Below are 24,999 nucleotides of genomic sequence, written 5' to 3' on the forward strand. Positions count from 1 at the left end.
ACCCACAACGGGTAACACCCCCGCGTGCGAACGAGCAGGTAAGACGCATGAAGAACATCGACGATCTCATCGACAGCGCGGCGGAGCTGGCCGAAGGGGGCCTCTCGAAGGGAGAGATCGCGGACGAGCTCAACGTCTCGAAGGAGACGGCCTCCTGGCTCGTCTCGCGCAGCGGCGCCACGACGCCCACGACGAGCGCCAAGAAGTCCCAGAGCCCACACGACATCCACGTCGACTGGAGCGCCATCGGCCGCGACAGCGCCCGGCTCACCCACGTCGGCCGCGCCGTCGCCGACCTGCTCTCCAAACAGGGCGAGGAGGTCGACCTGACGATCGGCATCGAGAAGGCCGGCGCGCCCATCGCGACGACGGTCGCCCGCGAACTCGACACGGATCTCGGCACGTATGCGCCGAGCAAACACCAGTGGGACGACGGCGAGAGCGAGGAGCTATCGGGGTCCTTTTCCCGCAACTTCGCGGGGATCCGCGACCGCGAGTGCTACGTCGTCGACGACACCATCACCAGCGGGACGACGATGACGGAGACCGTCGAGGCCGTCCGCGACCGCGGCGGCGAGCCCGTCGCGTGCGCGGTGCTGACGGACAAGCGCGGCGTCGAGGAGATCGAGGGCGTCCCGGTCTACTCGCTCGTGCAGGTCCTCCGCGTCGGGCAGTCAGAGTAGCTCCCCCCGTGACCGGCCGGCTCAGGGCTCGACGTCTTCCCAGTACGTCGAGGTGATGTGGGCGTCGGGCTCGTCGGGCGAGGACAGGGTCAGTTCGTCGTCGGTCCACCTGACGACCAGTTCCGGGCGGTCCTCGGACGGCCCGTCCCGGTCGGGCGCCTCGGCCGCCTGCGCGCGGACGAGGTCGTCGGTGACCGCGCGGCCGTCGCCCTCGACGACCTCCTCCGTGAGCCCGACGCACTGCACCGAGCGCGCGCGCTCCGCTGTGGCTTCGCTGTCGACCGACGGCGTCCGATCGAACGACGCGCGGTCCGCCTGTCCGGTCAGCGATCCGAGCCGGGCGCGGAGGGATCGACCGACCGAGCGGAGTCTACCGGCGAGACGACCGAACAGCGAGTCGGACTCGGTTCCCCGGTCGGGGTCCCCGACGGCCCGACCCTCCCTGTCGGACCCGTCGACGGGGGTCTGGCTCATACTTCCCCTTGGTGCGGAACGGTAAAAATCATTGTGCCAACCGGTGACATGCTCGTGGTACTACCGGGTTCCCGTCAGGTCCGAGCGGGGGCGCCGGCGGCGCCTCTCGGTCGGCCGTTCGCCGCCGTCTCGGGCGGTCAGTCGCCCGCCGCGGCGACGCCCTCGGGCGCTGGTTCGACGGTGTAGAGGCCGAAGAAGACGACGGCCGCGACGACGATGAACGCGCTGGCTGTGAAGAACGCGGCGAAGACGGAGGTCGCGTCCCACAGCGCGCCGACCGAGACCGGGCCGACGACCTGGCCGACCTTCCAGGCGATCGAGCGCAGCGACATGCTCCCCGCCACGGCGTCGAAGTGCTCGCCCTCCTCGACGAACAGCGCCATGCTCGCCGGCAGGCGGATGCTGTCGGCGACCCCGCAGACGGCGAACGCGCCGAACAGCGGGAAAAAGGCCGGCGGCAGCGTCGTCGACAGGCCCGCCACCGCGATAGTCATCGGCGCGAACCACCCGGCGGCGTACTCCGCGAAGGGGATGATCGCCGCGCCGAGGGCGTACAGCACCGCGCCGACGAAGACGAAGACGTGCTTGTGGCCCAGTTCGTCCGTGTAGGAGCCGACGATACCCTGGGTCAGCGACTTGGTGAGTTTCCCGCCGGCGAGGATGCCGCCGACGAGGACGGGGTTCATCCCGAAGCGGGTCCGCGCGTAGATGGGGAGAAAGAGGATGACCGCCATCTTCCCGAAGCTCAGGCCCAGCCTGAAGACGACCAGCGCGCGGATGGCCGCCCGGCCGAGCAGCATCCGCAGCGTCTCGACCCCGGTCGCCTCCTCCGGGTCGGTCTGGCCGCCGGGGTCGTCCCGGAGGAAGAAGTAGACGCCGACGAACGCCAGCAGCGTCACGCCGCTGAGCACGCTGTAGGTGAGGGTGAATCCGCTGGTCGCCAGCAGGATACCGCCCGCGAGGTCGCCGGCGAGGCTGGAGAACGCCCCGACCTGGTTGTAGGTGCCGAGCCACTGCCCGCGCTCGGCGTCGGGGCTGATCTCGCCGACGACGGTCGACCCGGTGATCCACAGCAGGCTCGCCCCCAGCCCCTGGAACACCCGCATGATCACGACGTGGCTCACCGTCTCGACCATCGCGAACCCGACGAACACGGCGACGTTCAGCGCGAGCCCGACCAGCAGATATCGCTTGGCGTTGCCGGTGTCGATCTTCCGCCCGAGCGGCAGGACGATGACCAGCTGGATCAGGGCGAACGCGGTGCCGAACAGCCCCTCGACGGTCCCGGAAGTGGCGAACTCGTCGGCGTACAGCGCCAGCGCGATCGCGATGGTCGAGTACGCCTGCGACCGCGCGAAGGCGGTGCCCGCCAGCGCCACGAACTCGGCGTTACCGAACAGCCGCAGCGAGCCGCCCGAGCCGTCGCTCACGATCGACCGGTCCGGCTACGGTCGAAAGGGCGTTTCGCCTCCGGCGGACCCTTCCGACTGTCGCCTCCTCAGCGACTCCCGACAGCGACGGCCCGCCGCCGGCTCACAGCTCGATCCGCTCGACGATGTTCTGACCGCCGTCGGAGGAGTTGACGGCGACGATCCGGACGTCGTCTTCCAGCCCCGACCCGCGGAGCTTCGCCTTCAGGAGTTCGTCGACCTGGTAGACGCCGGCGGCGTTGTGCATCTCGATCTCCACGAGGACCGCGGCGCCGTCGCCGGCCTTCAGCGTCACCGACTCGATGGCCTGGCTGGAGACGGTGTTGATGCCGCGACCGCCCCGCTCGTAGGGGTATCGCGACCGGCCGTGTTCCATGTCCAGCCCGTCGGCCAGCCGGACGATGCCCGCCTCGGTCGTCAGCGGCGTCTCCTCGGTGTGGTGACAGAGGATCGCGTGCAGCACCTCGCCTTTCATCCGCACGGCGTCGGCGGTGTCGTACCACTCGTCGAGGATCCGGTCCAGCAGGTCCGCGGCCAGCGGGATGGAGTAGTAGGGGTGTTCGTCCCGGTGGACGACGTGCCCGATGTCGTGCAGCGTCGCCGCGAGCGCGACGATCACCGGCTCGTCCGCGGCATCGAGGCCCTGCTCGGCGGCGCCGTTGAACTCGACGCCGCCGTCGTAACAGAGTTCGTACAGCGTCAGCGCCCGGTCGCGGACGATGCTGACGTGTTTGGCGCCGTGGTCGTTGTATCGCATCCGCGCGACGGGGTTGACGTTCTGGGCGTCGAGATACGTCTGGATCTCCTCGTCGCGCTCGACGAACGCCAGCACCTCGTTGAGCCGCTCGTCGGGGAAGGCGTGGTCCGCGTCCGGGTCGTACGACTGACCGTCGATGATGTCTCGGTCGTCACTCATGTCTCCACTGTCCGTCCGGGCGCGCAAAAACCCCTCGTGCTCGGGAACCTCGCCGTCAGTCCAGCGCGGCGACGGCGTCGCGCACCTCGTCGTAGTCGGGTTCGATGCCGGGGTCGCCCGCCACCCACTCGTAGCGGACGGCGCCCTCGCCATCGACCACGACCACTGCGCGCTTGGCCACGTCGTCGACGCCCAGCGACGCGAAGTCCATCGCCAGGTCGTAGGCGTCGACGATCCGCCGGTTCGTGTCGCTGAGCATCCCGAAGGTCAGCCCGCTGTCCTCGCGGAAGGCGTTCAGCGCGAACGGCGTGTCGACGCTGACCCCGTACACCGTCGCGCCGAGGTCGCCGAACTCGTCGAGCCGGTCCTCGAAGGTCTCCATCTCGTGCGTGCAGGTCCCGGTGAACGCGCCGGGGAAGAACGCCAGGACCAGCGGCGCCTCGTCGAGCCGGTCGGACAGCGTGAACTGTGTCACGTCGCCGTCGGCCAGCGGTGCGGTGAAGTCGGGTGCGGCGTCTCCCTCGTCGACCATGGCGGACGGTTACCCTCGCACGGGAAGGGTGTTGGGACACCGGCGGGCCCGGCCGGATCCGGCCTCGCCGAAAGATTGATGAAACGGGGACCGAGCGGGGTGATAGACAGCAAAAAGGTTATAATTGGCGTCGAGTAAGCGTCGGGTAGAGATGATGGACACACTCATCCCCCTGTTCCCGGTCGGGGGTATGCCGGGCGGGACGGAACTGATCGTGATCCTGTTGATCGCCGTGCTGCTGTTCGGTGCCAACAAGATTCCGAAACTCGCGCGGTCGACCGGCCAGGCCATGGGCGAGTTCCAGAAGGGTCGCGAGCAGGTCGAAGCGGAGCTCGAGGAGATGAAAGAGGGCGCGACCATCGACGACGACGGCAACATCGTCGACGAGGACGGCGAGATCCTCAAGACCGAGGCCGAGCGCGAGACCGAGGCTTCCATCGACTCCTCGGACTCGTCGTCGTCCACCTCGAACTGACGGTTCCGTTCTCCCCGCTCTCTCACGCCGGTGAGCAACAGCAAGGTTCTTTCTCCCGGCGGGCGCTGTCCCCGGTAGGGCGTGTGGCCTAGGGGACAGGGCGAGGGGTTCCTAACCCCTCGATCGCGGGTTCGAATCCCGCCACGCCCGTACCACTTTTTGCAGCGGAGAGCGCCTTGCGGCGCTTCGCGCCGCTGCGGGGATCCTCCGCTGCAAAAACTTGGGGAAAAAGAGCCGGACGACTCGCTCGCTCCGCTCGCTCGCGTCCGGTGAACCGCGCGCACAGCGCGCGGATGCTTGCTCCGCACGTAGGGGATTCGATTATAGGAACCGTTCTTAACGTGCGAAGGGCGCAAGTTCGGAATGGTGACATCTGATTCGAATCCCGCCACACCAGCCCAGCCCATCCGTCCGTTCACACTCTCGCTGAGCGAAGCCTTTTGTGTGATACAGCTGTATCACAGCACATGAGCACGGACACCGATACCAACGACGACAGAATGGAGAAAATCAACGTTCGGGTTCCCGAATCGCTGCTGACGCGGATCGACGAAGAGTGGGAGCGTCGCGGCTACTCCAGCAAGTCCGAGGCTATCAGGGACGCGCTCCGGGATTGGGTGAATCCGCCGAAGACCCTCTCCGAGGACACGCTCGAAGACCTCGAAGAGAGCCGCGAACAGGCAGACGAAGGTGAGACGGTGACGGCCGAAGAGGCACGCGAGCGACTGGGTCTGGATGACTGACGTCGAGTACACCGAGAAAGCTATCAACCATCTGGAGAACCTCGATTCGCAGGTCGCCGACCGTGTCATGAACAAGGTGGACGAGGCGACGGACTGGACCGAGCATCGCCTCGAACCGCTCTCTGGCTACCCCTACCACAAACTCCGAGCCGGCGATTATCGAGCTATTATCACGTGGGACCGGGGTGACGACCTTCTCCGCGTCGAGGCCGTCGGTCACCGCCGAAGTATCTACGACCGACACCTCCCACCGTAGCGAACGAGTCAGATCAGCCACGGCTCGCAACGAGCGATCTGTCGCCGACACAAGGTTTACCCCGCGCGGCCGACGACTCGTGATAGATGAACCGCGAGCGCACACTCCCGGATGAGTCCCGAAATCTCGGTGGTTTGCTCGTCGCGTTCGTGCTCGTGGGCTTTCCGATCGGGAGTACCGCGGCCGCGGTCGCCGACCCCGCGGGGTATCCGTTCGGCCTGTCGATGACCGAGACGGTCCTCGTGGCCGGTGCCGTCCCGATAGCGCTCGCGGAGGCGACGGGCAACCGGCCCGACGCCCTCCAGTCGGTCGCGTTCTTCGTCGCTTTCGTGGTCACCCAGATCCCGGCGCTGCTGGTCGTCGAACTCGCCTTCGAGGGCGGTGCTGCCGTCGTCTCTCGACCAGCTGTTCGCGCTGCTGGCCGCGTACGTCCTCGCCTTCCGGTGGGGGCCTGCCGGGACGGCCCGGCGGTTCCGTGCGGGGCTCGGACGGCTGACGTGGATCCCCGACGGAGAAGAACCGGCGGAACGTCGCTGACCGCTCACTCACGCTCGCGGACGCGCATCTGCACGGGCTTTCGCGGCCGGGCGGTGATGGTCGCGACCAGGTCGAGTTCGGGCGAGGAGACGAGTTCGAGGTGATACCGCTGGAGCAGCGTCGCCAGCACTACCTTCGCCTCCAGCATCGCGAACCGGTCGCCGACGCAGCGGCGCGGCCCGGCCGAGAACGGGAAGTAGGCAAGTCGGGGCAGGTCCTCTCGCATCTCGTCGGTCCACCGATCCGGGCGGAAGGCCATCGGGTCGTCGTAGAACCGCGGGTCGCGGTGGACCGCCCACTGGTTGATCGATATCGTCGCGCCCTCCGGAATCGTGTAGCCGGCGATCTCGTCGCGGGCGGTCGCCTCGCGGACGATCCCCGGGACCGGCGGATAGAGGCGCATCGACTCCTCGACGACCGTCTCCAGATACGGCAGGTCCCGGACCTGCCCGATCGTGGGCGGGTCGCCGCCGAGCGTCTCGTCCAGTTCGTCCAGCAGGCGCCGCTCCACTTCGGGGTGCTGGGCGAGCAGGAAGAACGTGAATGTCAGCGCGAGCGCGGTGGTCTCGTGGCCCGCCAGCAGGAGCGTCATCACCTCGTCGCGGATCTGCTCGCGGGACATCCCGCGGCCCTCCTCGTCCTCGACGGCGAGCATCCGCGAGACCACGTCGTCGCCGGGGTCGCGCGCCCGCTCGTCGATGATCCGGTAGACCACGTCCTCGAGGTCGTCGACGGCCCGCCGGAGGCGAATCTTCCCGGGCGTCGGCACGTCGACGGGGAGCATGTCCGCCGAGACCCCCTCCTGATAGTTCATGACGACTGCCAGCGAGTCGGCGACGGTGTCCACGTCGCGGGCCACGCCGACGCCGAACAGCGCGTCGGCGACGATCTCCAGGGTGAGCTCCATCATGTCCTCGTTCACGTCGCGGACGGCGCCGTCGCGCCACCGCGCGGCCGTCTCCTCGGTGCGCTCGGCCATCGTCTCGGCGTACTCGGCGATGCGGTCGGGTTCGAACGCGGGGCCGATGCGGTGGCGTTGCCGGCGCCAGAACTCCCCCTCGCTGTTGAGCAGGCCGTTCCCGAGGACGGGGCCGAGCGACTCCTGGAACAGCTCGCCTTTGACGTAGTTCTGATTGTTCCCGACGAGGACGTGTTCGATTCCCTCGGGGCTGTTCACCTGGTAGAACGGCGTCCCGAGGATCTCGTAGTAGGCGAGGTCGCCGTACTCGCGGGCGAGGCGCTCGACGAAGCCGTACGGGTCGCGGGTGTACTCGACGAGGCTCCCGACCAGCGGCTTGCCGCTGGGTCCCGGCGGACGGACGACATCGCTCTCGGTCGCGGATTCGGCCATGGTCCTGTTACGAGCGCGACAGCAATAACCGCTTACCCGAGCGCTCGCGGTCCGCCCCGTCGGGCGGGCGGCGGTCACGCCGGGAGCGGGTCACTCCCCCTCGAAGTCGGGGTCGCGGTCCTCCCGGAAGGCCGCCCGGCCCTCGGCGAAGTCGTCGGTGGTCGTCAGGAACCCGAAGGCCTGGCTCTCCATGGCCGTCCCGGCGGCGAGGCTGCTGTCCTCGGCGGCGTCGACGACGCGCTTGGCGGCCTTCAGCGCCAGCGGCGGGCCGTTCACGAGGTCGTCGACGTACGACTCGACGGTCTCGTCGAACTCCGCCGGCGGGACGGCGCGGTTGACGAGCCCCCAGTCGGCCGCCCGCTCGGCGTCGATGTGGCTGCCGCGGAAGACGAGTTCCTTCGCGCGGCCCTCGCCGACGAGGCGGACGAGTCGCTGGGTGCCGCCGCCGCCCGGGAGGAGCCCGAGGCCGACCTCGGGGAAGCCGAACTCGGCGTCGGTCGCGGCGACCCGCATGTCGCAGGCGAGCGCGAGTTCGTGGCCGCCGCCGAGGCAGTAGCCGCGGACCGCCGCGAGCGTGGGTCGCGGGTAGTCGGCGACCACCTCGTACATCGGCGTCACGTCCATCGCTTCGGCGGGGGTGCGGTCGGCGACGCTCTCGATATCGGCGCCGGCGCTGAACGCCCGGTCGCCGGCGCCCTCGAAGGTGACACAGCGCACTTCGTCGTCGTCGACGCCCCGCAGGAGGTCGACGACCCCCTCGCGGACGGCGTCGTCGATGGCGTTCAGGCTGTCCGGTCTATCGATGGTGACCGCGAGGTGGCCGCGGTCGTCGAGCGAGACGGCCAGCGCGTCGCGCTCGCGGTCGAACGCCGAGATGTCCATGCCGGTAGTCCGTCCGGCGGCGGAAAGAAGGCTCTGGCGAGGGCGGTGTCGGGAGAAACGAGTCTCGGCAGCGGGCGGCAAACGACCGGACGAGCGACGAACTCCGGCAGTCGGTCGAGCGGTCTCGACCGGTTACAGTTTCTTCTCGGCGTCCTCGGCGAGTTCCTTCATCCGCTTGCCGACGCGTCCGGCGTCGGAGAACTCGTCTTCGCTCATGGCGGTGGCGAGGGCGTTGCCGAGGACGAACACGGCGTGTTTGTGTTCGCTCTTGGACTTGTGGACGTCCTCGGGGGTCACGTCGAGTTCCTCGTAGGCGTCGAACAGCGTCGCGTCGACGTCTTCGAGCCCGGCGAAGTAGTCCTTGATCGTGAGCATCTGCGCGTGGAGTTCGAGGAGTTCGTCCTTGTGCATGGGCGTCCCTATGGGAACCGCCGATTTAACAATTGTCCGTCAGAGGGTCACACGCGGACCGCGGGGTCAGAAAACGTACTCGTCCTCGTGGCCCATCATCCCGTCGTCCTCGTAGCCGCTCCCCGCCTCGTCCTCGTCGTCCATCGGGCCGCTCGTCTTGTACGCCTTCAGCCCCGTCGAGAGCAGGTCCTCGATGGCTTCCTCCCGGTTGAGGAACTCACCCTGCTCGACGAGCTGGGTGATTCGCATCTCGAGGTGTTCGGGGATCGTGAGATCTACCTTGGGCATCGGATCGGTCGATGCTTCGGGAAGGGGGTATTTAACTTTGGCGGGGGTGTGAGCCGAATCGATCACGGCACAGCGGTCGAATCGGCCGCCCCGCTCGCCGGCCGTCACCTGTGGCCGATCCGCCGGGCCGAGGGATCGCCACCTCGCCGGGTCGAAGGACGCCGTATCGCCGGCCGAAGCGCCTCCCTCCGGGGTTCCGGCGGCGCGGTCCGAAGTAGTTAGGCTGAAAGGCGTACGGTCCTAAGCGCCTGGAGATGGAACCTCTCCGTGGTGACGAGTCGTCGGTCGAACCCGACGAGACGACCATCGCGACGCGCGGACGCGAGGTCGACGGCGTCGCGGTCGAGACCGTGCTGGGCGAACTCCCGCGACCGACGGTCGCCTGGTCGGCCGATGGCCAGCGAGTCGCCGCCGGCGGGTCGGTGGCGACGATCACCGCCGACGGCGCGGACCGCTTCGACCACGTCCGGCGGGCCGGCGAGGCGCTGTTCGCCGGCCGCACCGTCGAATCCGACCTCCCGCGGGCCGCCCGACCGCGACTGTTCGGCGGCTTCGCGTTCCACGAGGGTGACAAGGACGGGGGCCAGTCGCCTTGGGACGGCTTCCCCGACGCGCAGTTCGTGCTCCCGGCCGTTCAGGTCGTCCGGACCGACGACGGGTCGACCTGGGTCGTCGTGACCGCGACCGGCCCGTCGGCGGCGACCGAAGCCGAGGCGCGACTCGACGAATGGGTCGAACGGGTCGAAGCCCTCGAGGACGAGCCACCGGAAGACGGCCCCGGGATCGAGCGCCGCACGTTCACGCCCGACGACGCCGGCTGGCGCCGCCAGGTCGAGGCCGCCGTCGAGCGCATCCGCCGCGGGACGCTCCGGAAGGTCGTCCTCGCGGGGGCGCTGACGGTCGACCTGCGCGACGAGCTGTCCGTCCCGTCGGTGTACGAGCGCCTCTCGGAGACGTACCCCGACTGCTTCCGCTTCCTGGTCGCCCCCGAGGGCGGCGGGCAGTTCTTCGGCGCGACGCCCGAGCGGCTGATCAGCCGGGACGGCCGGACCGTCAGGACGGAGGCGCTGGCCGGTTCGACCGGCCGGGGCGACACTCCGGAGGAAGACGAGTGGCTCGCCAGCGAACTGCAGGACAACGACAAGGACCGCCACGAGCACGACCTGGTCGTCGAGGCGATCAAGACGCAACTGTCCCCTTACGCCACCTCGATATCGACAGGCGACCGGACGGTGCGTCGGCTGGCGACGGTCCAGCACCTCCAGACGCCGGTGACGGCCGAACTCGCGGAGGACGACCACGTCCTCTCGCTGGTCGAGGCGCTGCACCCGACGCCGGCGGTCGGCGGGCTCCCGCCGGACGAGGCCCTGGAGACGATCAAGGAGACGGAAGCGTTCGACCGCGGCTGGTACGCCTCGCCCGTGGGCTGGTTCGACGCCGAGGGCGACGGCACCTTCGCCGTCGCCATCCGCTCGGCGGTCGCGACCGAGCGCCGGGCGACGCTGTTCGCCGGCAACGGCATCGTCGGCGACAGCGACCCCGACCGCGAGTGGGACGAGGTACAGTTGAAGTACCGCCCCGTGCTGGACGCGCTCGAATGACCGCGCCCAACCGCGCAACACTGTGGGGGCGGACGCTCGTCGACGAACTCGCGAAGAGCGGCGTCACCGGTGCCATCGTCTCCCCCGGGAGCCGCTCGACGCCGCTGACCGTCGCGCTCGCCGAACACGACGATATCGAGACGTTCTCCGTGCTCGACGAGCGCTCGGCCGCGTTCTTCGCGCTCGGCCGCGGCCGGCGGACCGGCGAGCCGACCGCTCTCGTCTGCACTTCGGGGACCGCCGCGGCCAACTACCACCCGGCCGTCATCGAGGCCAACCAATCCAGGGTCCCGCTGCTGGTGCTCACGGCCGACCGACCCGCCGAACTCACCGACAGCGGCGCCAACCAGACCGTCGACCAGACGAAGCTCTACGGCGACGCCGTCCGGTGGTACAAGACCCTGCCCGAGCCCGCGCCCGAGCCCCGACGGCTCAGGTCGCTCAGAGTGGCCGCCGACCGCGCCGTCGCGGAGACGACCGGCGCGAACCCCGGCCCGGTCCACCTCAACTTCCCGGTCGCGAAGCCGCTCGAACCCACCGAAGAACCCGGCGACGTGCCCGACTCGCTGGCCGACGAGGCACCGCTCGCTGTCGAGGGCCGCGACGGGCCGTTCGTCCGGACGGCGACGGGGCGGCTCGAACCCGACGACGCCGCGATGGATGAGATAGCGGCCGCCCTCGAATCGGCGGAACGCGGCCTGGTCGTCGCGGGACCGCTGAACCCCGGCATTTGCGACTCCGAGGCGGTCGCCCGCCTGCTCGACGCGACCGGCTTCCCGCTTTTGGCCGATCCGCTCTCGGGGCTGCGGTACGGTCCGCTCGCCGCCGACCGGCCGGTGTTCGGCGGTTACGACTCCTATCTCGACGCTCCCGGCTGGCCCGACCCCGAGGTCGTCCTCCGGACCGGCGCCTCGCCCACGTCGAAGGTGCTGCGGCAGTTCCTCGCCGAGGCCGACGCGCGGCAGGTCGTCGTCGACCCCGCGGGCGACTGGCCCGAGGCCGAGTTCACCGCGACCGACTACGTCGAGGCGGACCCGGGTGCGGTGGCCTCGGCGCTGGCCGAGCGAGTCGATACGACTCCGGCGGCCGACGACGGTCCCGAGGCGGCGTGGCGCGAACGATTCGAACGCGCCGAGGCCGCTCACTGGAGCCTCGTCGACGAGGTCGCCGGATCGGCGGCCGAGAGGAGCGCGTTCGAAGGCGCGGTCCTCGCGGAAGTCGTCGCGAGCGCGCCCGACCCCGCGACCGTGTTCGTCTCGAACAGCATGCCCGTCCGCGACTGCGACCGCTTCGGCCGGCCGCGGCGCGCGGACCTCTCCGTCCTGGGCAACCGCGGCGCCAGCGGCATCGACGGCATCGCGAGCACCGCGTTGGGCGCCGGCAGCGCCACCGACGACCCGCTCGTGGTCGTCACCGGCGACCTGGCCTACTACCACGACGCGAACGGCCTGCTCTCGGTCGCCCGCTGCGGCGTCGACGCGACGATCGTCCTGATCAACAACGACGGCGGGGGTATCTTCCACATCCTCCCCATCGAGGAGTTCGACCCGCCCTTCACCGAGCAGTTCGTCACCCCTCACGGCCTCGACTTCGAGCACTCGGCCGACCTGTACGACCTGGCGTTCAGGCGCGCGACCGGCGCCGAGGACTTCGCGGCGGCCTACCGCGAGTCGCTCGACCGCGACGGGACGCAGGTCATCGAGGTGCGGACCGACGGCGAGGCCAGCCACCGCCGCCGCGAGCGCCTCCACGAGCGCGTCTGCGAGCGAGTAGCCGAAGAGCGCTGACCGATTCCCGGGCTCTCAGGACCGCACCAGCGAGAACGTCAGCACCGACATGCCGAGCGGGACCCAGGTCGCGGTCAGGCCGATGACGCCGGCCAGCGAGAAGACGCCGAGGCCCGGGAACGCAAGCAGGAGTATCGGCACGACGACGCTCCAGAGGCCGAACACGAGGATCGCGGCCTCGGGGATCGACAGCAGGTAGGCGAAGGTCAGCAGCGTGCAGATCCCGACGACAACTCGCGCGGGCAGCGGGAACGCCGGGTACAGCGTCGCGCCGACGAAGAAGGGGTAACAGACGAACGTCGACACCAGCAGGACGACCGACTGGTCGACCGGGAACAGGCGGCTGAGTCGGAGCCGGCGGTCGTCCTCGGGGCCGTTCCGGACGGCCCAGGCGCCTGTGGCGTCCCACGCGTTCCACGACCAGTCGGCGTTCGGACCGTTCGACGCTCCCGCGGCGGCCTGGCGCTGGGCCGAGGGGGAGCTACCACTCCCGCCCCCTCCCGCCCCGGCGGGCGAGCCGCCGGACTGCCAGGATGGCCCCGTCGACCCGCCCGTCGAGCGGGTCGTCCCGTCACCGGTCCCCGCGGCCGCATCGCTGCCGTCCGCTCGTCTGCGCCCCCGGGCTCGCTCGCGGCGACGCCGGTCCGTCCCTCCCGTCGACCCGTCGGTCCCCGAGCGTCGACCGCGCTGCTGGGACCCGCGCCACGTGCTCTCGCTGGGATCGGACCGGTCCGTCCCGGTCGCAGTGCCCGAACCGGCGCCGCCCGCACCCGACTCGGTCGCCGCGGAGCCGGCGCCGCCCCCGGCTCCGGCCCCCGACTCCGAGGTGTCACCGCTCCCGGCGGCCGTCCGCGTCGACCCGGCGTCGGGCGTCCCCTCGCCGGTGTAGGCCGCGTGCCCGAGGCGGTCGTACCTGGCGCGCTCCTCGCCGTCGGTCAGCACGCGCTTGGCCTCGTTGAGTCGCTTCGTGCGCTCCCCCGCGTTCACGTCGTCGCTCACGTCCGGGTGAACCCGCTTTATCGCCTCCCGATAGGCGTCCTCGATCTCCTCGGTCGTCGCGTCGCCGTCGACGCCGAGGCGGTCGTAGAAGGTCTCTGTCATGGGGAGCGCCCTAAATCGTCCCGACTTCGCGGGCCGACGATAAAACCCCTGTGCCCGAATATCGGAACCGATAGCGTTCGGAGCCCGACGGCCGTCCGCCCGCCGCGACCGGAACGCACTTCTCGGCGCCGCGTCAGACCACTCACATGTCTCGGGAGACGGTCACCAGCGGCACGGAGTGGGAAGCGCACGTCGGCTACTCGCGGGCGGTCGCTGTCGACGGGCAGGTTCACGTCTCCGGCACGACGCCGGTCGACGAGGACGGCGAGGTGGTCGGCGACGGACCCTACGAACAGACGAAGGCGGCGCTGGACATCGTCGCGGGCGCGCTCGACGACGCGGGTGCGAGCGTCGCGGACGTGGTCCGAACGCGAATGTACGTCACCGACATCGACGACTACGAGGCCGTCGGCCGCGCTCACGGCGAGGTGTTCGCCGACGTGCGGCCCGCCTCGACGATGGTCGAGGTGAGCCGCCTCGTCGACGAGGACTTCTGCGTCGAGGTCGAGGCGACCGCGGTCGTCTCCGACTGACCACACGGGCGGGTGTGTGAACGCCCGGGAGCGCGGCGGGGCCGCCGCCGACTGAGGAATCTTTTTGCGCGGCCCGACCCGAGGACCGGCATGGTTTCGGAGACTTTCGACCCCGACCGCTGGGAGCCGGTCGACGCGTTCGACTTCCGCGATATCACCTACCACTGCGGGACCGACACCCCGGCCGTCCGCATCGCCTTCGACCGCCCCGAGAAGCGCAACGCCTTCCGCCCGGGCACCGTCGACGAGCTCTCCACCGCGCTCGACCACGCCAAACGCCAGTCCGATATCGGCTGCGTCCTCCTCACCGGCAACGGCCCGTCGCCGAAGGACGGCGGCTGGGCGTTCTGCTCGGGCGGCGACCAGTCCGTCCGCGGCGACGACGGCTACGAGTACCGCGACGACGACGCCGACCGCGAGGACGCCGCCGAGGCCGGCCGCCTCCACATCCTCGAAGTCCAGCGCCAGATCCGCCACATCCCCAAGCCCGTCGTCGCCGTCGTCCCCGGCTGGGCCGTCGGCGGCGGCCACTCGCTGCACGTGATCTGCGACCTCACCCTCGCCTCGGCCGACCACGCCAAGTTCCTCCAGACCGACCCCGACGTGGCCTCCTTCGACGCCGGCTTCGGCTCGGCCTACCTCGCCCGCCAGGTCGGCCAGAAGAAGGCCCGCGAGATATTCTTCCTCGGCAAGACCTACGACGCCGACGAGGCCGCCGACATGGGCATGGTCAACGAGGCCGTCCCGCACGACGAGCTAGAGGAGACCGCCATAGAGTGGGCCGACCGCATCACCAGCAAGTCGCCGATGGCCATCCGCATGCTGAAGTACGGGTTCAACGCCGCCGACGACGGCATGGTCGGCCAGCAGGTCTTCGCCGGCGAGGCCACCCGCCTGGGCTACATGACCGACGAAGCGAAGGAAGGCCGCGACGCCTTCAACGAGGGCCGCGACCCCGAGTTCGACGACTACGACTGGCACTACTAAGAGCCACTTTTTCCGACGGAGAGTTCCTCGCGCGCCGTGGGCGCTGCGGGAATCCTCCGTCGCAAAAACTTGGGGAAAAAGGCCGGACGACTCGCTCACTCCGTTCGCTCGCGTCCGGTACTCGACCCAGTGCCACCGCAACCGCGACCGCCACCGCCACCGCCACCGCAACCGCGACCGCCACGCCACCGCAACACGCCCCCTATCCTCGGTCCGAGTTCGCTGCACTGCCGCGGACGCTCGAACACTGTCCGCTCGGGAGTCCACCCCATCGGTCCCCATCGCTACCCAACCGCAATATCAAGTTTCAAATGGTGGTTATTTTGATGTGTATGTGAACCGTGTCCAGAGATCATCGACAACCGAGTCGCACAGTCCTCGCAATCACGATGGCGCTGTTGCTGGTCGGGTCGGCGGTCCCCGCCGTCGTACCGGCCGCGGCGGCCCAGGCCGGCAACGCACAGGTCTCCATCGAGGAGATCCAGCGACCGAACGGCACCACGGACGCATCGCCGTACGCCGGGACGAACGTCACCACGTCGGGGACGGTGACATCCGTCGTCAGCGAGGGGTACTACGTCCAGAACGGCACCGGCGCCTACAGCGGCGTCTACGTCTACACCGGGAACCAGCCGACCGTGGCACCGGGCGACGCCGTCGAGGTGACGGCGCCGGTCACCGAGTACTACAACCTGACCGAACTCGACGCGACCGCCGAGAGCGCGTCGGTCACGGTCACCGGCACGGCGCCGACGCCGGAACCGGTCACCCTCGACACCGGCGCGGTCGGGCAGGAGCGCTACGAGGGCGTCCTGGTCACCGTGTCGAACGCGACCGTGACGGCGACCCCCGGACAGTACGGCGAGTGGGCCGTCGACGACGGGAGCGGGGAAGTCGCGGTCGACGACGTGACCGCCGGCGACGCGACGACGCCCAACGAGACCGGACGGGTCGTCGCGAACCTGACCGGTCCCGTCTTCTACAACTTCGGCGCGTTCAAGATCCAGCCCCGGGCCGTCGGGCCGATCACCGCGGCCGACGACGGCTCGGAGGGCGACGACGGCGCGCCCGGCGACGGCGTGTCGGGCAACGCGACGACGCTGACGGTCCTCTCGTACAACGACGTGCAGACGGCGGCCTCGAACCCGACTGCGATGGGCCGGCTCGCGGGCGCGGTGAACGAGCGGCGCGCGGCCCACGAGAACCCGACCGTCGTGGTCGGCGGCGGCGACCAGGTGAGCCCGAGCTCGCTCTCGCCGGTCAGCAACTGGACGGTCCCCGTCGCGGCGACGAACGCCATCGACCCCGCGGCGGACGTGGTCGGTAACCACGACCTCGACTACGGCTTCGACGCCGTCCCGAACTTCACGGCCGCCTCGGAGTACCCGTGGCTGCTCGCGAACGTCCGCGCCGAGGACGGTGGGGGCGTCCCCGGGACGGAGAACTACACCATCGTCGAGCGCGACGGCGTCCGCGTCGGCATCGTCGGCCTCGTCGACGACGCCATCGAACCGAAGACCGCCGTCGACTTCGACGAGGCGGGCTACGAGGTCGCCGACTACAGCGAGGTCGGCGCCGAGGTCGCGACCGAACTGAAGACCGAGGAGAACGTCGACGTGGTCGTCGCCGCGGCCCACATCGGCGTCGGCGACTCGAAAGAACTCGCCCGCGAGACCGACAACATCGACGTGATCGTCACCGGCGACGACGAAGTGGCCTACGAACCACAGGTCACCGACGGCGCGGTGATCATGGAGGCCGAGGGCCGCGCGGCCTACCTCGGCGAACTCAACCTCACCGTCGGCCCGAACGGCAGCGTCGCGATGGACGACGGCCGACTGCTGTCCGTCGCCGGCGAGGAGAGCGTCCCGGTCAACGAGACCGCCGAGGGGGTCGTCTCCTCGGCCCGCGGGAAGTTCCTCTCGGAGGTCATCGGCCGGACGACCGTCCCGCTGAACTCCACGTTCGCGGCCAACTACCACGACGAGACGGCGTGGGGCAACCTCGTCACCGACGCCTTCCGCGCCGAGACGGGCGCCGAGGTCGCGGTCACGAACGCCGGCGGCATCCGCGGCGACTTCACCTTCGGCCCCGGCAACGTCACTTACGACGACGTGTACACCTCGCTGCCGTTCGGCAACACGCTCGTCACCAAGCGCCTCTCCGGCGCGGAACTCACCGAACTGCTCGCCAGCCAGGTCGTCACGCTCGAATCGGGCAGCGGCCAGCAGTACGGTCAGGAAGCCCAACTGCAGGTCAGCGGCGTCACCTACGACATGGTGGCCCACGAGGGCGCCGACCCGGTCGTCCGAGACGTCTACGTCGACGGCGAGCCGTTGCGGCCGAACGGGACGTACAACGTGACGGTCAACTCCTACATGGCCGGCTGGGACGACCTCGCCGACGACCCCACCGTGAGCACCGACCTCACGCTGTACGGCACCGCGGTCGCCGACTACATCGAGCGACAGGGGACCGTCTCGCCGCGGGGCGCGAACCGCATCCGCCGCGTCGACCGCGAGGTCGGCACCGAGTGGGTGTTCGGCGCGAACAACGGTTCGGTCCCGGTCCACTACGAGGTGCCCGACAGCGTCCTGTCGGTCGAGAACACCTCGGTGCGCGTCGAGAACGCCACCGGCGCCGCCCTCGCCGCCGAGCGGGTCCGCCTGACCGGCGACGACCTGCTCGTCTCCTTCGACCGCGGCGAGTTCGGCTCCTTTGCGGCCGCCAGCGACCACCTCGGGCTGTACGCCCGCTACACCGACGCCGAGTACGGCGGCCAGCGGAGCTACTTCGACCGCTCGGTGCTGAACGGCCATCTGGAAGGGTGGGAGACGCTCGCGACGGAGAACGAGTCCGCGCCGGGCGACGGCGGTGACGAGGACCGCCGCAGTCCGCGGGCGCTGAAGGCCGACGCCGTCGAACTGACCGACGCGCTCGACGCCGACGCCGGTCGCTACGAGTCGGCCCGCGACCGCGCCAGCGAGCGGTTCGACGACTCGCGCGATCACTACCGCGGACCCGTTCGGACCGAATCGGCGAAACTGTTCACCGACGACGCCGTCGGCGTGCAGGCGCTGACCGCGTTCGCCGGCACCGACGCCGAGGCCAACGCCACCGCGGCCGCCGACCTCGTCGTGCGCGCCGACAACCGGACGGCCCACCGGGAAATCGTCGACGCGCGCCGGCTGCTGAACGAGTCGCGTGAGGACATCGACAACGAGGGCGTCCTCCGGAGCATGGAGGCCCACCTCGACAACGCCGAGCGCACGTACGACCGCGCCGAGCGGACGATGGACCGCGCCCGGAACGCGGACGGACGGCGCGCGATCCGACTGCGCGCGAGCGCCGTCCGCCAGCTCCGCCAGTCCTGGCGACAGGCCCACTGGGTCGTTGAGGAGGCCGTCGAACGCACCGACGCGACGATACCCGAGTGAGCGGGCGCCCGAATCTCGTCCATCGGGGTTCGGCACTCCTGCCGACGAGCGTCCGACGGCCCGTCGGGGCCGTAACGTTCACCCCGCCGTCGCCCCAAGCGGGGCTATGTCCGACGGCGTCCAGCGACGGTTGAGCTATCGGCTCCGCCGGGCGCTTGGCCCCTTCCTCGACAGGGCGATGCGGACGGTCACCGACGAGACGATCCGCGTGTTCCCAAGTGGGTACGCGGCGACGGTCCACTGCGATATCGACCGTCTGGAGTCCGTCCTGTCGGAACACGGGTTCGACTGGAACCCGGTGAGCATGTACCACTACACGCGCCTGGGCAAGCAGACGAACGGTAGCTGGGTCTCCCGCGAGTCGCCGTTCGCCGACCGGCAGCTCCACGCCGTCCTCGTCCGACAGGACGCCGGGCGGATCGACGTGTACGCCCACGAGGAGTACAACTGGCGGCGGCATCCGCTGAAACACACCCGGGACGCCGGCATCGACCGCGAGCGCGGAGTCGAGCGGATGCGAGCGGTCCTCGACGACCTCGACGTCGACGACCGCCGGGAGTCGTACGTCCGGCGGAAGGTCGGCCACCTCGGCCAGCGAGCCCGCGCGGGGCTGGCGCGCATCGCCGACGCGTGAGCCCGACCGGGTGTAGGCGCGCGATCGGCCACCGACGCGTGACCGCCCGACCGGGATGCCAACTTTGACACTCGACGGGTCCCGATTTAGGGGTATGTCGACCGCAGACGCGCAGGTATCGAAGACGCGGGCGTGGCTGATGGCCGCCCGGCCGCAGACGCTGCCGGCGGGGTCGGCGCCGGTGATCGTCGGCGCCGGGCTGGCCGCCCACGCCGGCGTGTTCGCCGCCCTACCCTGGCTCGCGGCGCTCGTCGGCGCCCTGTTGATCCAGGTGGGGACCAACTTCGCCAACGACTACTACGACGCCGTCAACGGCGCCGACACCGACGACCGCGAGGGGTTCACCCGCGTCACCGCGGGGGGGCTCATCCCGCCCGCCCAGGTCAAGTGGGCGATGGTCGCCACCTACGCGCTGGCCGTCGTCGTCGGCGCCTATCTCGTCGCGATCGGCGGCGTCCCGATCCTCCTCGTCGGTCTCTCCTCTATCGCCGCGGGGGTCCTCTACACCGGCGGTCCCTACCCCTACGGCTACCGCGGGCTCGGCGACCTGTTCGTGTTCGTCTACTTCGGCGTCGTCGCCGTCACCGGCACCTACTACGTCCAGGCGGTCACCCACGCCGACGCCGGACTCCTCCCGACCGGCCTCCCGGCCGAGACGCTCCCGCTGGCGGCCGTCGTCGCGAGTCTCCCCGCCGCGGGCCTCTCGACGGCGATCCTCGTGGTGAACAACATCCGGGACAGAGAAACGGACGCCGAGGCCGGCAAGCGGACGCTCGCGGTGCTGCTGGGGTACCGCTGGAGCCGCGTCGAGTTCCTCGCGCTGGTCGGGATGGCCTACGTCGTCCCCGTCGTCTTCGCGCTCGACCCGGCCTACGGGCTCCCGGCACTCGCGCCGCTTCTCTCGCTGCCGCTCGCGGCGAGCGTGACGACGACCGTCCTCGAACGCACCGACGGCGAGGCGCTCAACCCGGCACTCGAACGCGTCGGACAGACCCTCTTCGTCCACTCGATCCTGTTCGCTGCGGGCCTCGCCGCGGCCGCACTGCTATGAGCGGCGCCCCTCCGACTCGCGACGACATCGACCCCTTCTCGCTCCCGCTCGAATCGCCGCTCGGGACCGCCGCCGGCGACATTACCGAACGCTCGGGCTTCCTCGTCCGCTACGACCACCGCGGCGAGACGGGCGTCGGCGAGGCGACGCCGCTGCCCGGCTGGACGGAGTCGCTCGACGACTGCGAGCGCGGCCTGGAGCGGGCGCTGGAGGCGGGCGCGGGCGGCGCCCACAGCGCGGGGTTGCTCGAACTCGACGCCGGCGAGGTGCCCGCCGCTCGCCACGGGTTCGCGACCGCCCTCCTCGACGCCGACGCGCGGGCCGACGGTCTCCCCCTCTACCGCTGGTTCGACGACTCGCGGACGGTCGAGTCGGTGCCGGTCAACGCCACCGTCGGCGACGCCGACCGCGAGGCGACCGTCGAGCGCGCGCGGAAAGCGGCCGAACGCGGCTTCGACTGCCTGAAGCTCAAGGTCGCCGCGCGCCCGGTCGCCGAAGACATCGAGCGCGTCCGCGCCGTCCGCGAGGCCGTCGGCGACGGCGTGACCCTCCGGCTGGACGCCAACGGCGCGTGGTCCCGAGAGGAGGCCGAGCGAGCGCTCGAACGGTTCGACCCGCTCGACGTGGCCTACGTCGAGCAGCCGCTCCCGGCCGAGGACCTCGCGGGACTCGCGGACCTGCGGGGCGCCGGCGTCGACATCGCCGTCGACGAGGGGCTGGTCGAACACTCGATGGCCGAGGTCTTCGACGCCGACGCGGCCGATGTGGTGGTCCTGAAACCGATGGTCCTCGGCGGCCCGGGCAACGCCCAGACGCTCGCCCTCCGGGCTCGCGAGCGGGGGATCGAACCGGTCGTGACGACCACCGTCGATGCCGTCGTCGCGCGGACCGCCGCCGTCCACGTCGCCGCCGCGATCCCCGACGTGGCGCCCTGCGGGCTCGCCACCGCCGACATGCTCGCCGAGGACCTGGCCGACGACCCCGCGCCCGTGTCCGACGGGCGGATCGCGGTCCCGCAAGAACCCGGGATAGGCGTCGATTCCGACGAGGTGCGGCCGTGACGCTCCCCGAACCCGCCGACTGGCCGGTCGACGACCCCGTCGCGGACCCCTCGGTCGACATCCTCGCCCAGCGCGCCGCCGCGACGCCCGACGTGACGGCCGTCGTCGACGCCGACGAGGGACGGGAGTGGACCTATGGCGAGTTCGACGAGCGGGCGTCGAGCCGCGCCGCGACCCTCGCAGCCGCCGCCGACGGCGACCTCGACGGGGGCGACGCCCGCGTCGGCCTGCTGCTCGGGACGCGTCCGGCCTCGGCCGACCTGTACTTCGCGGTCGGTCGACTCGGCGCGAGCGCGGTGGCGCTGAACGTCGAGCTCCCCCCCGAGCGGCTCCGCTCGCAGGCCGCACGGGCCGATATCGACGTGCTGGTCTGCGAGCGCGCGACCGAGGGGTCGGCGACGGCGGTCGCGCCCGCGGACGCCCCGGTCGCGTCGATCGACGCCCCGGAATCCCGCGAGGTCGTTCCGCTCCCACTCGACAGGACCGACGACGACGGTCGCGTGACGCCCTCGGACCGACCGCTCGACGCCGAGCGCGTCGTCATGTTCACCTCGGGCACGTCGGGCGAACCGAAGGGCGTGCGCCTCACTCGCGGAAACCTCGTCGCCAGCGCGGTCGGGTCGGCCCACCGACTGGGCGTCGACCCCGACGACCGGTGGCTGGTCTGTCTTCCCATGTACCACATGGGCGGGCTGGCGCCGCTCGTCCGGTCGACGCTGTACGGGACGACGACCGTGATCCAGCGCGAGTTCGACGCCGACGCGACCGCCCGCGTCCTCGACGAACGCGATATTACGGCGGTCTCACTCGTCCCGACGATGCTCACGCGGCTGCTCGACGCGGGCTGGGACCCCGGTCCGTCGCTCCGGTTCGTCCTGCTCGGCGGCGCGCCGGCCTCGCGCGAGTTGATCGAACGCTGCGCCGACCGCGGCGTCCCCGCCTGTCCGACCTACGGCCTGACCGAAACCGCCTCGCAGGTCGCGACGGCGATCCTGGAGGAAGCCCGCGAGCACCCCGACACCATCGGGAAGCCGCTCCGCGGGACGACGGTCACCGTCCTGGGGAGCGACGACACGCCCGTCGACTCCGGTGACACCGGCGAACTCGTCGTCGCGGGCCCGACGGTCACGCCGGGCTACCTCGACGACGACCAGACCGCGGCGGCGTTCGACGATCGGGGGTTCCACACGGGCGACCTGGGGTACGCCGACGAGGACGGGCGGCTGTGGGTCGTCGGCCGCGTCGACGACGCCATCGTTACCGGCGGCGAGAACGTCCACCCCGCGCGGGTCGTCGACGCGCTCCGCGATATCGAGGGCGTGGCCGACGCCGCCGTCGTCGGCCTCCCCGACGAGGAGTGGGGCGAGCGCGTTGCCGCGCTGGTCGTGCCGGCCGACGGACCAGCCGGGGCGACGGACCTCACCGCCGAGCGCGTCCGCGACGCCCTCCGCGGCCGCCTCGCGGCGTTCGCCGTCCCGAAGACGGTCGGGTTCGCCGATGAGATTCCCCGAACCCACTCCGGGACGGTCGACCGCGAGGCTGTCCGCGAGCGCCTCACCGCGGTCCGCGACGAGGCGTAGCCCGCTCCGGCGCGGGCCCGCCACGAGGTTTAATCCCCTCGGTCGCCTACCGGCGGTCGTGTGTACGCTCGTCTTCGCCTGGCAGGTGTTCCCGGACGCGCCGGTCGTCGCCGCGGCCAACCGCGACGAGGCGCTCGATAGGCCGTCGCGGCCGCCCGAGGTGATCGAGGAGTCGCCCCGCGTCGTCGCCCCCCGCGACGAGGAGGCCGGCGGCACCTGGATCGGCTACAACGACGAGGGGGTCTTCGTCGCGATCACGAACCGCTGGACCGGCCGCGAGCCCGCCGGCGACCGCTCGCGCGGGCAACTCGTCCGCGACGCGCTCCGGCAGTCCTCGGCGGAGGAGGCCGCCCGTCTGGTCGAGCGCGAACTCGACGACCGCGAGTACGACGGGTTCAACCTCGTCCTCGCCGACGCGAGCGCCGCCCTGCTCGTCGAGTGGGACGGCGAGACCCGTCGCGTCCGCAACTTCGACCCCGGCGTCCACGTCGTCGTCAACGTCGGCGCCGACGGCGACTACGCGATCCCCGAGTCCCGCGCCGAGGCCGGGCGGGCACAGGCCGAGAACGCCGGAAAGATCGCGAGCGCGCTGCAGGTCGAGCCCGGGGAGACCAGCACCGGGTGGCTCGACCGGGCCGCGGACGTGATCAGCGACCACGACTACGGCGTCTGCGTCCACCGCGACCGCTTCGGCACGCGCTCGTCGTCGCTGGTCGAGATCGGCCGCGAAGGGTCGCGCTACCGGTACGCCGACGGGCCGCCCTGCGAGACCGACTACAGAGACGTGGAGGGCCAAATTTAAACGGCGGAGACACGGACCGTACCTGTATGGCCGCTGCCGAAGCCGACCTCAACGAGGACGAGCGCGCGGGACTGGAACTCATCCGGGAGACGGGTGGCATCCACCAGAGCGACTTCTGGAAGGAGCTGGACGTGAGTTCCCGCAAGGGGAGTCGCATCGCCGACGCGCTGGCCGACCAGGACCTCATCCAGCGCGAGGAGACGGTCTACAACGGCCACAACACCTACTATCTGACGCCCGCGGCCCGCGACCTGGACTTCTCGCTGTTGATGGCGGGCGACCAGCTCTCCCCGTTCGTCGGCGACGACGAGATCAACGCCCACAGCGACACCTTCTCGCAGTTCGTGATGAACCTCGCCTACGAGGAGTAAGCGACCCCCGTCCGTTATCGGTGCTCGGGCCGTGATAGCCGTGCCTGGCACCGACCCACGGGCCGACGGCCCCGACTGGTGGCGAGCGGGAACGACGGTCGTCCGCCCGTTCGGGTACGGCCACGACGCGCCGATAGCCCGGCGGATCGACGGGACCGAACTGTTCGTCGGCAACGCCCACGCGGCCGACCGCGAGCGGTGCGACCGCTCGTTCGACCGCGTCCTCTCGGTGACCGCCGAGCCCCGGCCCGCGACGACCCACCACCGCCCGCTGGTCGACGGCCCCGACAACGAGTGGGCCGCGTTCGAAGCGGCCGCGGACACGGCGTGTCGGCTCCTCCGGGAGCCGGGTGAGTCCCTGCTGGTCCACTGTTCGCACGGAATCTCCCGGAGCGCCGTCGTCACGGCCGTGGCGCTGGCCGTCTCGGAGGAGCGGTCGCTGCGGGATGCGCTCGCGCTCGTGCGGTCGGCGCGACCGCCCGCGACGGTCCACCCGGTGCTGCGGGAGCAGGCCGTCTACTATCTCGCAAAACGGTGAGTGGTCGGTCGGCGGGACGATTCGGGAGCGGCGACTTCAGTCCTCGAGCGCGTCGGCGATGCGACCGAGTTCGCGGCGCGCGTCGTGGACCTCGTCGCGGAGCTTGCGGACCTCGCGGACGAGCTCCTCGTCGGCCTTCGAGGAGGACTCCTCCTCGCCGCGGCCGCCGGGACCGCCGGGGCCGCCGCCCATGCCGGGCGGGCCGCCGCCACCGCCGCCCATCATGCCGCCCATCATCTGCGCGAAGGGATTGCCGCCGCCACCGCCGCCGCCCATGCCGGGCGGGCCGCCACCGCCGCCCATCATCTCCTCCATGCGCTCCTCGCGGCTCATCCCCTCGCCGTCGCCCTCGCCCTCCTCGGCGCGCTGCTGGCGGATCTCCTCGACCCGCTCGCGGAAGGACTGGGACTCGCCGTCGTTCTCGCCCTCTGCGTCGCCGCCTTCGGCTCCGTCGGCGGACTCCTCGGCGGCTGTGTCGTTCTCGTCTGAAGGATCGTCTGCCATGGTCGCGCTTGGCCGCGGCGTCCCAAAAGGGTTG

General features: G+C 70.8%; 27 protein-coding genes and 1 tRNA gene. 18 read left to right on the top strand and 10 right to left on the bottom strand.

The annotated features are described in order from the left end of the window. Nucleotides 1-47 precede the first annotated feature (47 nt). Nucleotides 48-683, top strand: a complete 636-nt coding sequence (gene gfcR, locus HZS54_RS18685) for a transcriptional regulator GfcR (RefSeq protein WP_179918577.1) — start codon at nucleotides 48-50, stop codon at nucleotides 681-683. A 21-nt stretch (nucleotides 684-704) separates the two neighbouring features. On the opposite strand, the gene HZS54_RS18690 is transcribed toward gfcR, so the two are convergent. The 4 genes from HZS54_RS18690 to HZS54_RS18705 form a co-directional block, all read right to left on the bottom strand. After that, entirely contained in the window at nucleotides 705-1,157 is a 453-nt protein-coding gene (locus HZS54_RS18690; RefSeq protein WP_179918578.1) for a hypothetical protein, read from the bottom strand. A gap of 137 nt (nucleotides 1,158-1,294) precedes the next feature. After that, a complete protein-coding gene (locus HZS54_RS18695) occupies nucleotides 1,295-2,587 on the bottom strand; it encodes an MFS transporter (RefSeq protein WP_179918579.1) in 1,293 nt (430 codons plus the stop codon). Nucleotides 2,588-2,690: 103 nt separating this feature from the next. After that, complete coding sequence (locus HZS54_RS18700) at nucleotides 2,691-3,503, bottom strand: HD domain-containing protein (protein ID WP_179918580.1); 813 nt, start codon at nucleotides 3,501-3,503, stop codon at nucleotides 2,691-2,693. 55 nt (nucleotides 3,504-3,558) lie between these two features. Further along, nucleotides 3,559-4,035 (bottom strand): redoxin domain-containing protein, encoded by a 477-nt coding sequence (locus tag HZS54_RS18705; RefSeq protein ID WP_179918581.1) that lies wholly within the window; start codon nucleotides 4,033-4,035, stop codon nucleotides 3,559-3,561. 151 nt (nucleotides 4,036-4,186) lie between these two features. On the opposite strand from HZS54_RS18705, the gene HZS54_RS18710 reads away from it, so the two are divergent. From HZS54_RS18710 to HZS54_RS18730, 5 genes are all read left to right on the top strand, one after another. Further along, on the top strand, nucleotides 4,187-4,510 hold the full coding sequence (locus tag HZS54_RS18710; RefSeq protein ID WP_179918582.1) for a Sec-independent protein translocase subunit TatA/TatB: 324 nt from the start codon (nucleotides 4,187-4,189) through the stop codon (nucleotides 4,508-4,510). 77 nt (nucleotides 4,511-4,587) lie between these two features. Then, a tRNA-Arg gene (locus HZS54_RS18715) sits at nucleotides 4,588-4,660 on the top strand. Nucleotides 4,661-4,977: 317 nt separating this feature from the next. Further along, nucleotides 4,978-5,253 carry a ribbon-helix-helix domain-containing protein gene (locus tag HZS54_RS18720; RefSeq protein ID WP_179918583.1) on the top strand — a complete coding sequence of 92 codons (276 nt, stop codon included), beginning with the start codon at nucleotides 4,978-4,980 and terminating at the stop codon, nucleotides 5,251-5,253. Next, a complete protein-coding gene (locus HZS54_RS18725) occupies nucleotides 5,246-5,509 on the top strand; it encodes a type II toxin-antitoxin system RelE family toxin (RefSeq protein ID WP_179918584.1) in 264 nt (87 codons plus the stop codon). The genes HZS54_RS18720 and HZS54_RS18725 overlap by 8 nt, the downstream gene beginning before the upstream one ends. Nucleotides 5,510-5,595: 86 nt before the next feature. Then, on the top strand, nucleotides 5,596-6,150 hold the full coding sequence (locus HZS54_RS18730) for a hypothetical protein (RefSeq protein ID WP_179918585.1): 555 nt from the start codon (nucleotides 5,596-5,598) through the stop codon (nucleotides 6,148-6,150). Here HZS54_RS18730 and HZS54_RS18735 read toward each other — a convergent pair. From HZS54_RS18735 to HZS54_RS18750, 4 genes are all read right to left on the bottom strand, one after another. Then, nucleotides 6,051-7,397 (bottom strand): cytochrome P450, encoded by a 1,347-nt coding sequence (locus tag HZS54_RS18735; RefSeq protein WP_179918586.1) that lies wholly within the window; start codon nucleotides 7,395-7,397, stop codon nucleotides 6,051-6,053. The two genes, HZS54_RS18730 and HZS54_RS18735, sit on opposite strands and share 100 nt — an antisense overlap. 90 nt (nucleotides 7,398-7,487) lie before the next feature. Then, complete coding sequence (locus tag HZS54_RS18740) at nucleotides 7,488-8,279, bottom strand: enoyl-CoA hydratase/isomerase family protein (RefSeq protein ID WP_179918587.1); 792 nt, start codon at nucleotides 8,277-8,279, stop codon at nucleotides 7,488-7,490. Nucleotides 8,280-8,411: 132 nt separating this feature from the next. Next, a complete protein-coding gene (locus HZS54_RS18745; protein WP_179908582.1) occupies nucleotides 8,412-8,690 on the bottom strand; it encodes a UPF0058 family protein in 279 nt (92 codons plus the stop codon). A 66-nt stretch (nucleotides 8,691-8,756) separates the two neighbouring features. Continuing rightward, a complete protein-coding gene (locus tag HZS54_RS18750; RefSeq protein WP_179918588.1) occupies nucleotides 8,757-8,978 on the bottom strand; it encodes a ribbon-helix-helix domain-containing protein in 222 nt (73 codons plus the stop codon). A 254-nt stretch (nucleotides 8,979-9,232) separates the two neighbouring features. Here HZS54_RS18750 and HZS54_RS18755 point away from each other — a divergent pair, with 254 nt between their 5' ends. Continuing rightward, nucleotides 9,233-10,579: an isochorismate synthase gene (locus HZS54_RS18755; RefSeq protein WP_179918589.1), complete on the top strand. Its 1,347-nt coding sequence runs from the start codon at nucleotides 9,233-9,235 to the stop codon at nucleotides 10,577-10,579. Further along, the gene (gene menD, locus HZS54_RS18760; RefSeq protein WP_179918590.1) at nucleotides 10,576-12,366 is read left to right on the top strand and encodes a 2-succinyl-5-enolpyruvyl-6-hydroxy-3-cyclohexene-1-carboxylic-acid synthase; all 1,791 of its coding nucleotides are present in this window, start codon (nucleotides 10,576-10,578) and stop codon (nucleotides 12,364-12,366) included. Before HZS54_RS18755 ends, menD begins: the two co-directional genes overlap by 4 nt. A 15-nt stretch (nucleotides 12,367-12,381) precedes the next feature. Here the strand turns inward: menD and HZS54_RS18765 are convergent, their stop codons facing one another. Beyond that, nucleotides 12,382-13,467, bottom strand: coding sequence for a J domain-containing protein (locus tag HZS54_RS18765; RefSeq protein WP_179918591.1), 1,086 nt, complete (start codon nucleotides 13,465-13,467; stop codon nucleotides 12,382-12,384). Nucleotides 13,468-13,613: 146 nt separating this feature from the next. Between HZS54_RS18765 and HZS54_RS18770 the strand changes: the two genes are divergently transcribed. From HZS54_RS18770 to HZS54_RS18815, 10 genes are all read left to right on the top strand, one after another. Next, nucleotides 13,614-14,000 (top strand): RidA family protein, encoded by a 387-nt coding sequence (locus HZS54_RS18770; RefSeq protein WP_179918592.1) that lies wholly within the window; start codon nucleotides 13,614-13,616, stop codon nucleotides 13,998-14,000. 90 nt (nucleotides 14,001-14,090) lie between these two features. Further along, nucleotides 14,091-14,987 carry a 1,4-dihydroxy-2-naphthoyl-CoA synthase gene (locus HZS54_RS18775; RefSeq protein ID WP_179918593.1) on the top strand — a complete coding sequence of 299 codons (897 nt, stop codon included), beginning with the start codon at nucleotides 14,091-14,093 and terminating at the stop codon, nucleotides 14,985-14,987. A gap of 389 nt (nucleotides 14,988-15,376) precedes the next feature. Continuing rightward, entirely contained in the window at nucleotides 15,377-18,424 is a 3,048-nt protein-coding gene (locus tag HZS54_RS18780; RefSeq protein WP_179918594.1) for a 5'-nucleotidase C-terminal domain-containing protein, read from the top strand. A gap of 106 nt (nucleotides 18,425-18,530) precedes the next feature. After that, nucleotides 18,531-19,058, top strand: coding sequence for a hypothetical protein (locus HZS54_RS18785; RefSeq protein WP_179918595.1), 528 nt, complete (start codon nucleotides 18,531-18,533; stop codon nucleotides 19,056-19,058). A 94-nt stretch (nucleotides 19,059-19,152) separates the two neighbouring features. Then, nucleotides 19,153-20,109, top strand: a complete 957-nt coding sequence (locus HZS54_RS18790; RefSeq protein WP_179918596.1) for a 1,4-dihydroxy-2-naphthoate polyprenyltransferase — start codon at nucleotides 19,153-19,155, stop codon at nucleotides 20,107-20,109. After that, the gene (menC, locus tag HZS54_RS18795; RefSeq protein ID WP_179918597.1) at nucleotides 20,106-21,170 is read left to right on the top strand and encodes an o-succinylbenzoate synthase; all 1,065 of its coding nucleotides are present in this window, start codon (nucleotides 20,106-20,108) and stop codon (nucleotides 21,168-21,170) included. Before HZS54_RS18790 ends, menC begins: the two co-directional genes overlap by 4 nt. After that, nucleotides 21,167-22,750 carry a class I adenylate-forming enzyme family protein gene (locus HZS54_RS18800; protein ID WP_179918598.1) on the top strand — a complete coding sequence of 528 codons (1,584 nt, stop codon included), beginning with the start codon at nucleotides 21,167-21,169 and terminating at the stop codon, nucleotides 22,748-22,750. The genes menC and HZS54_RS18800 overlap by 4 nt, the downstream gene beginning before the upstream one ends. 58 nt (nucleotides 22,751-22,808) lie before the next feature. Continuing rightward, entirely contained in the window at nucleotides 22,809-23,552 is a 744-nt protein-coding gene (locus HZS54_RS18805; RefSeq protein WP_179918599.1) for an NRDE family protein, read from the top strand. Between the two features lie 26 nt (nucleotides 23,553-23,578). Next, nucleotides 23,579-23,923, top strand: coding sequence for a helix-turn-helix transcriptional regulator (locus tag HZS54_RS18810; protein ID WP_179918600.1), 345 nt, complete (start codon nucleotides 23,579-23,581; stop codon nucleotides 23,921-23,923). 31 nt (nucleotides 23,924-23,954) lie between these two features. Continuing rightward, nucleotides 23,955-24,461, top strand: coding sequence for a dual specificity protein phosphatase family protein (locus tag HZS54_RS18815; protein WP_343063065.1), 507 nt, complete (start codon nucleotides 23,955-23,957; stop codon nucleotides 24,459-24,461). A gap of 36 nt (nucleotides 24,462-24,497) precedes the next feature. Here HZS54_RS18815 and HZS54_RS18820 read toward each other — a convergent pair whose 3' ends face one another. Next, nucleotides 24,498-24,965 (bottom strand): hypothetical protein, encoded by a 468-nt coding sequence (locus tag HZS54_RS18820; RefSeq protein WP_179918601.1) that lies wholly within the window; start codon nucleotides 24,963-24,965, stop codon nucleotides 24,498-24,500. Nucleotides 24,966-24,999: the final 34 nt, after the last annotated feature.

The organism is Halosimplex pelagicum (assembly GCF_013415905.1).
GTDB classification, from domain to species: domain Archaea; phylum Halobacteriota; class Halobacteria; order Halobacteriales; family Haloarculaceae; genus Halosimplex; species Halosimplex pelagicum.